We start from the raw sequence: 6,783 nt of genomic DNA on the forward strand, positions 1-6,783 counted from the left end.
GCTACTTGCGCGGCTTGGCCCGCGCGGTGGGCTCGGCGATCAGCGGATCGTCCGGCCAGTAATGCTTCGGGTAGCGCCCCTTCAAATCCTTCTTCACCTCGGCGTAAGTGGTGCGCCAGAAGTTGGCCAGGTCCTGGGTCACCTGCACCGGTCGACGCGCCGGGGACAGCAAGTGCAGCAGCACCTGCTGACGACCATTGGCGATTCGCGGCGTCTCGGCCAGGCCGAACAGCTCCTGCAGCCGCACCGCCAACACCGGCGGATGCTCGCTGTAATCCACACCGATACGTGAGCCGGACGGCACGGCGATGCTGCGCGGTGCCCACTCGTCCAGGCGCTGCGGCAACGGCCAGGGCAGCATGGTTTGCAGCATCGCATGCAGGTCGAGATTGCCAAAATGGCTGAGCCGGGTGACTTTGCCCAGGTAGGGTGCCAACCAGGTTTCCAAGGTATCCAGCAGCGCTGCATCCGATACATCCGGCCATTCGCTGCTGCCCTGCTGCAGCTCCAGCTCACGCAGCAGCATCACCCGCGCCTGCCACTGGCGCAGCTCCGGCGTCCACGGCAGCAGCGCCAGCCCTTTGCGCCGTACCAGGCCGATCAACGCGCTGGTACGTGCTTCGGCATCCAGCCCCGGCAAGGCCTCGCTGCTCAGCACCAGGCCACCAACCTTGCGCTGCCGCTCGGCACGCAGTACGCCTTCGCGCTCATCCCATTCGAGCAGATCCTGGCTGCTCACCTGTTCGGCCAGCACCGAGTCGAACAGTGCTGGCTCCAGTTCGGCAGCCAGATAGATGCGCTCCTCACGCTGGCCCAGGCGACTGCCCAGGTCGGCCACCACAAGCCAGGTATGCTTCATCAGCCCATCGGCCTCGGTAAACTGCGCCGCGCGACCATTGGCCAGTCGATATTCGGCGCCGCCCTCACGGCGCTGACGGGCAATGCGATCCGGGTAGGCGAACGCCAGCAGTGCGCCCAGCCAGCGGCCATGCTCGGGGTCGCTGACCGCCTCGCTGACCGGCATCCGGCGCAAATATCCTTGAAACTGTTTGGCCAATTGTCGCGCACGCTGCACGCCGCCATTGGCGCCACGCGTCGCCCGGCTCTCGCCCGACAGCAGCGCCAGGCGACTGTGCAGGTCGGCCCCGCCACCTCGCTGAATGTCGCGCTCCCCCAGCAGAGCCGCCAGGTCGCAGGCCATCTCACCAAGCCCGAGCGCCTGGCCACGCAGCAACAGATGAGCGATGCGCGGATGAGCCGGCAGCTCGGCCATGGCCTGACCGTGGGCAGTCAACACACCACGTTCGTCGAGCGCGCCGAGGCGCTGCAGCAGATCGCGCGCCTGGGCGTAGGCGGCAGCGGGCGGCGGGTCGAGCCAGACCAACTCATCCACTTCGACGCCCCAGCGCGCCAGCTGTAACGCCAGGCCCGCCAGGTCGGCCTGGAGAATTTCCGCTGCGCTATACGCAGGCAAGTGCTCGTGCTGGGCCTGGGACCATAGCCGATAGCAGGCACCCGGTTGCAGACGCCCGGCACGGCCCGCGCGCTGGGTGGCCGAAGCGCGGGAAATACGCGCAGTGTCCAGGCGCGTCATGCCGCTGCCGGGGTCGAAACGCGGCACCCGCGCCAGCCCAGCGTCGACCACCACGCGTACGCCGTCGATGGTCAGGCTGGTCTCGGCGATGTTGGTGGCCAGCACCACTTTGCGCAGCCCGGATGGCGCCGGCTCGATAGCCGCACGCTGGGCCGACAGTTCCAGCTCGCCATGCAGCGGACAGACGCGAACGTCGCTGCGCCCGCCCAGTGTTTCCTCCAGTTGCTCAGCCACGCGGCGAATCTCCGCTTGGCCGGGCAGAAACACCAGCAGGCTGCCGGGCTCGTCGTCCAACGCCTGCAATACCGTTTGCAGCACTCTGGGCTCCAGCCACTCCCCCGCCTGCCAGGGCGCGCCCCAGCGGATGTCTACGGGGAACATGCGCCCTTCGCTGCGCAGCACTGGCGCGTTACCCAACAAACCAGCCAAGCGCTCGCCTTCCAGGGTCGCGGACATCAGCAACACTTTGAGCGGCGCCTCGCCACTGTCGGCACCACGAAACATCGCCCGACCATTGAGGGTCAGCGCCAGGGCCAGGTCGGCATCCAGGCTGCGCTCGTGAAACTCGTCGAAAATCACCAGCCCGACGCCTTCCAGCGCCGGGTCGTCCTGCAACCGCCGCGCGAGAATGCCCTCGGTCACCACCTCGATGCGCGTGTTAGGCCCCACCTTGCTGTCCAGGCGGATGCGATAGCCCACCGTTTCGCCAACCTTTTCCCCCAGCTCACTGGCCAGCCGCTCGGCCGCAGCACGGGCTGCCAGGCGCCGCGGCTCGAGCATGATGATGCGCTGCCCGGCCAACCATGGCTGGTCGAGCACGGCCAGCGGCACGCGGGTGGTCTTGCCAGCACCGGGCGGCGCCTCGAGCACCACTTCATCACGGTCGGCCAGGGCGCGGCACAGGTCGGGCAGCAGGGAATCGATCGGCAGGCTGTTCATCGGGGCTCCAGTTCAGGCCGGCGATTATAACGGCGAACTGCCGCCATGCTTGCCCGGTCATATACCGTCGAAGGCTGCGTGTTGAAGTGCCGCAGCAGCTTTGCAATGCTCGCCTTGCTATAGTGGCGTCCACTTTTTCTGGAGGTGCTCGATGCGCACGAAATCCCGCGTTATCGGCGGCGTTCTCGCCGTTACATTGGTCACTCAACTGTCCGCTTGCGGCACCATCTTCTTCCCTGATCGCCGCGGCCAGATCGAGGGCCGGATCGACCCCCTCGTCGCCGGCCTGAACGCCATCGGCATTCTCTTCTACGTGATTCCCGGGCTGATCGCTTTTGGCGTCGACTTCGCCACCGGCGCCATCTACCTGCCAGGCGGCACCACCGCACAGGTCGATACGCAGTCCCTGAAAAACGTGGTGGACGCGGACGGCAAGGTCGACACCGCCAAGCTCAAGGCGCTGATCGAAACCCAGACCGGCCACAACCTGCCGCTCGACGACCCACGCCTGATCCAGCACAGCGGCAGCACCGAGCAATTGGCGGCCTACGGCCTGCGCCCCTCCGCCTGATTCCTCCCGCAGCCCGTCAGTGATGACGGGCTCAGCCCGCCATCGTGCATGGATTGCCAATGACCCTCGACCGCCAGCACGCCCGCCTGATGCGCCAGGCCACCGCCGCCGCACTCTGCGTGGCGCTGACCCTGGTGTTGTGCAAAGCGATCGCCTGGTGGGCCAGCGGCTCGGTCAGCCTGCTCGCCGGCCTCACCGATTCGCTGCTCGACAGCGCCGCCTCGTTGCTCAACCTGATCGCCGTGAACATCGCCCTGCGCCCCGCCGACGATGATCACCGTTTTGGCCACGGCAAGGCCGAGGCACTTGCGGGTTTGGGCCAGGCGCTGTTCATCGGCGCCAGTGCCATCCTGGTCGCCGTGCAGGGCTTCGAGCGCCTGCGCCAGCCTGAGCCGCTGACCGCTCAGAGCCTGGGCATCGCGGTGATGCTGCTGTCCATGGCACTGACGGTCGCCCTGCTGATATTCCAGCACCACGTGGTGCGCAAGACTGGCTCCACCGCCATCCATGCCGACTCGCTGCACTACCGCTCCGACCTGCTGCTCAATGGCGGCATCCTCCTTGCGCTGCTGCTCGCCTATCTCGGCTGGCAACAGGGCGACGCGCTGTTCGCCATCGGCATCGCGGCCTACATCTTGTGGAGCGCGGTGAGCATCGCACGCCAGTCGGTCAGCGTGTTGATGGATCAGGAACTGGCGTCCGAAGTCAGCACGCGCATGGGCGAGCTGGCCTGCACCGTTCCTGGCGTCGTCGGCATTCACGACCTGCGCACACGCCTGTCCGGTACTCACTGGTTCGTGCAGTTGCACGTCGATCTGCCCGGCAGTCTCAGCCTCACCGAAGCACACGCACTGTGCGAACAAGTGGAGGACGCCATCCGCAGCGAATTCGCCCAGGCCGAGGTGCTGGTGCATGCCGACCCGGTCGAAGTCGCACCGATTTGAGGCAGGCGATGCGCCATCAGAAAAACAGTGAACCGTCATCGCGAAAGGCCAGTCAGCTTCACTAAGCCCAAACGATTTGGGTGGGACGCTCCCGGCTCCCCTCACCCTCAACCAGAGCGGCACCGGGAATCTATTCGTGATGAGAGGATTACCACATGAAGCGCGTATCCATGTTCGTCATTGCCGCCGTACTGGCCGCACCGGCCTTCGCAGCTGATGACCTGTGCACCGTCAACCTGCAGAAACTCGACAATGCCGTGGCCGCCAAAGCCACCCTGCCCGAGCCGCTCAAGCAGCAGGTTGCAGACGCCAAGAAAGAAGCCACCGACGCCCAGGCTGCTGGCGACCTCGAAGCTTGCGGCAGCCACGCCGAGCGTGCACTGCAACTGCTCGACGCGCCGGGTGATGATGGCAGCGGCGCCACCAGCTGATAGCTGACGGGCCGGCTCAACGCCGGCCTGTTTGCGAGCGCGCCGTGTAGCCCGGGTCGACGCCACGAACCCTTTTGGCGTACACTGCGCGTCTCGCAAGTTTCGGGGCCGATTAGGATTCGACGCCGGTGGCGAAGCTCGAGGTGCATGCCGACTTGGTAACAGAAGTCGTAAATCCACTGTTGCAACTTTCTATAGTTGCCAATGACGAAAACTACGAGGGCTACGCTCTCGCTGCGTAAGCGGCGCGACTAGTCCTTCTGGTAGCTTCGGCTCCAGCGATCACTAGGGGATGCCTGTAAACCCGAAGTGATTGTCATGCAGAACAGGATCGCCGCGTAGTACGTTGTGGACAAAGTGGCTAAAACTTACACAACTCGCCCAATGCACCCTGCCCGTCGGGCGGCTGAGGGTTAACTCAATAGACACGGCTAAGCATGTAGTACCGACAGTGGAGAACTGGCGGACGGGGGTTCAAATCCCCCCGGCTCCACCAAATCGAAACACCATAAGCCCCTGATTATCCTAGAGATTTTCAGGGGCTTTTGGTTTTCTGGGATTGCGACTGTCCCAAAAGTGTCACAGCTACCAATAATCCGGCTTAATGATTGCTGGCTTCTTGAGTAGCGGCACCTTGACCGGAAGCTGGCAAGAGGAAAGCTCCTCATCAGTTATGTAGGTGCGCATCCAGTCCGCGTGCCGCTTCAATGAGCCAGGCGGATTACGCACAAGCTCATTGCCTTCTTGCCTATGGGGAAGAATCACGCCTAGCCGGATATGCGGGAAGTCTTGGCGAATCGCGGCTAGGGCAGGCGCAAGATCGGTATCACCTGAAACCAGAATGATCTGTTCTATTTGCAACTGCTCTGCGCGGCAAGCCGCACGGTACATTCCCAGCGCGATGTTCACGTCTGTCTCTTTCTCTTCGAGCTGCCAGACAGCAACCTGATCCTTTCGAGACGCCTTCTGCCCTTCGACGTACCGGGGAGCGTACCCCTTAGCCAAACGATGATTGCCCTGGGTAACAGAAACACCTCTCGCCTGTAGAGCGCGGATGTAACGATGCTGCGCATCATTCAAGGCTTGACCACGAGTGGCGAGGCGGGCAATGACAGGCGAAGTGAAGTAGTCGATGGACGCTGGTACAGACGCAGGATCCTGGACGTGAAGAACGGCAGTTAGTAACGCAGTCAGATCCAACCATTTGTGGTCGGAGCCATGCAGAACGCCGTAATAGAGGTTGTAGCCGTCTACGAAGAAAGCTGTACGCACAATGCCCTATCCCTAGAAACGAAAAAACCGGCTTTAGGGGCCGGTTTCTTCACCCGAGGCTAAGGCTGAACTAAATCGGCCCGCCAAGGGTTGAGTCGTGAGCGAAGTATCGCGCAATAACCGAGGTTATACAAGAGTTCGTACGGACAGGGCCGGACAGCCGCGAACAACACTGACGCTTACCCTAGCCCGCTTTTCTCATCAGAACCAACCAGCGAAACACCTACCAACGGGCTCAGCTTCACCGCTTCCGCCAGAAGGTCTGTCCCGGAGCTAATGGACAGGTAGTTAAGAGCGACTGCTCGTATTTCGCCGCTCAAACTCCATCGGACTGAGATAGCCCAGTGTCGAGTGGCGGCGGCGGTGATTGTAAAAGCGGATGTAGTCGAACAGGTCGGTTTTCGCCTCCTGGTAGCTGGCGTAGCGGGTCAGGTACACCCGCTCGGTCTTCAGCGAACGAAAGAAGCTCTCCATCGCTGCGTTGTCCCAGCAGTTCCCCGGGCGAGAATGGCTGGGCACGATGCGATGTCGCCGCAGCAAGGCCTGGTAATCGTACGCGCAGTATTGGCTGCCACGATCCGAGTGCAGCAGTACCTCGGTTTGCGGCTGTCGGCGAGCCACGGCCATCTCCAGCGCGGCGTGTACCAGAGCCTGCTGCATCCGATGGTGCATCGCCCAACCGACGACAGCACGTGAAAAAAGATCGAGCACGACGGCCAGATACAGCCAGCCTTGGGCCGTCCGCACGTAGGTCATGTCCGAGACCCAGTGCCGATTAGCGCGATCCGAGGCGAACTGGCGATCCAGGTGATTCGGGGCAATCGCCAGAGCATGACGACTGCTGGAAACCAGCCGCCAGCGCTTACGCGAACGAACGCGCAGACCGGCTTCGCGCATCAGTCGAGCTACTCGGTGTCGACCACACACATACCCCATGGCCGCCAACTCGGCCTAGATTCGGCGATGGCCATAGATTCCATTCACCTCGCGGTGGATGGCGCGGATCTCCTTGCTCAGACGCCGATTCGCCAT

Annotated in this window: 6 protein-coding genes and 1 other RNA gene; 4 read left to right on the top strand and 3 right to left on the bottom strand. The window is 63.3% G+C overall.

Going from position 1 to position 6,783, the window contains the following annotated elements; all coding sequences use genetic code 11:
* Position 1: 1 nt before the first annotated feature.
* Positions 2-2,533, bottom strand: a complete 2,532-nt coding sequence (gene hrpB / locus BVH01_RS19280) for an ATP-dependent helicase HrpB (protein WP_075931852.1) — start codon at positions 2,531-2,533, stop codon at positions 2-4.
* A gap of 151 nt (positions 2,534-2,684) precedes the next feature.
* Here hrpB and BVH01_RS19285 point away from each other — a divergent pair, with 151 nt between their 5' ends.
* From BVH01_RS19285 to ssrA, 4 genes are all read left to right on the top strand, one after another.
* The gene (locus tag BVH01_RS19285; RefSeq protein WP_075931853.1) at positions 2,685-3,104 is read left to right on the top strand and encodes a polyribonucleotide nucleotidyltransferase; all 420 of its coding nucleotides are present in this window, start codon (positions 2,685-2,687) and stop codon (positions 3,102-3,104) included.
* A gap of 59 nt (positions 3,105-3,163) precedes the next feature.
* Positions 3,164-4,048, top strand: coding sequence for a cation diffusion facilitator family transporter (locus BVH01_RS19290; RefSeq protein WP_075931854.1), 885 nt, complete (start codon positions 3,164-3,166; stop codon positions 4,046-4,048).
* 155 nt (positions 4,049-4,203) lie between these two features.
* Complete coding sequence (locus tag BVH01_RS19295) at positions 4,204-4,479, top strand: hypothetical protein (protein WP_075931855.1); 276 nt, start codon at positions 4,204-4,206, stop codon at positions 4,477-4,479.
* Between the two features lie 104 nt (positions 4,480-4,583).
* Positions 4,584-4,975, top strand: a transfer-messenger RNA (tmRNA) gene (gene ssrA, locus BVH01_RS19300).
* An 89-nt stretch (positions 4,976-5,064) separates the two neighbouring features.
* On the opposite strand, the gene BVH01_RS19305 is transcribed toward ssrA, so the two are convergent.
* Both BVH01_RS19305 and BVH01_RS19310 read right to left on the bottom strand, forming a co-directional pair.
* Positions 5,065-5,751: an NYN domain-containing protein gene (locus tag BVH01_RS19305; protein ID WP_075931856.1), complete on the bottom strand. Its 687-nt coding sequence runs from the start codon at positions 5,749-5,751 to the stop codon at positions 5,065-5,067.
* 288 nt (positions 5,752-6,039) lie between these two features.
* Positions 6,040-6,696, bottom strand: coding sequence for an IS3 family transposase (locus tag BVH01_RS19310; protein ID WP_371915612.1), 657 nt, complete (start codon positions 6,694-6,696; stop codon positions 6,040-6,042).
* Positions 6,697-6,783: the final 87 nt, after the last annotated feature.

This window comes from Pseudomonas sp. PA1(2017) (assembly GCF_001945375.1).
GTDB lineage: Bacteria > Pseudomonadota > Gammaproteobacteria > Pseudomonadales > Pseudomonadaceae > Aquipseudomonas.

What these genes read in the sequence shown, in the direction of transcription:
- BVH01_RS19290 (WP_075931854.1), top strand. Translation starts at nt 3,164, where the DNA reads ATGACCCTCGACCGCCAGCACGCCCGCCTGATGCGCCAGGCCACCGCC.
- BVH01_RS19295 (WP_075931855.1), top strand. Translation starts at nt 4,204, where the DNA reads ATGAAGCGCGTATCCATGTTCGTCATTGCCGCCGTACTGGCCGCACCG.
- BVH01_RS19285 (WP_075931853.1), top strand. Translation starts at nt 2,685, where the DNA reads ATGCGCACGAAATCCCGCGTTATCGGCGGCGTTCTCGCCGTTACATTG.
- hrpB (WP_075931852.1), bottom strand. Translation starts at nt 2,533, where the DNA reads ATGAACAGCCTGCCGATCGATTCCCTGCTGCCCGACCTGTGCCGCGCC.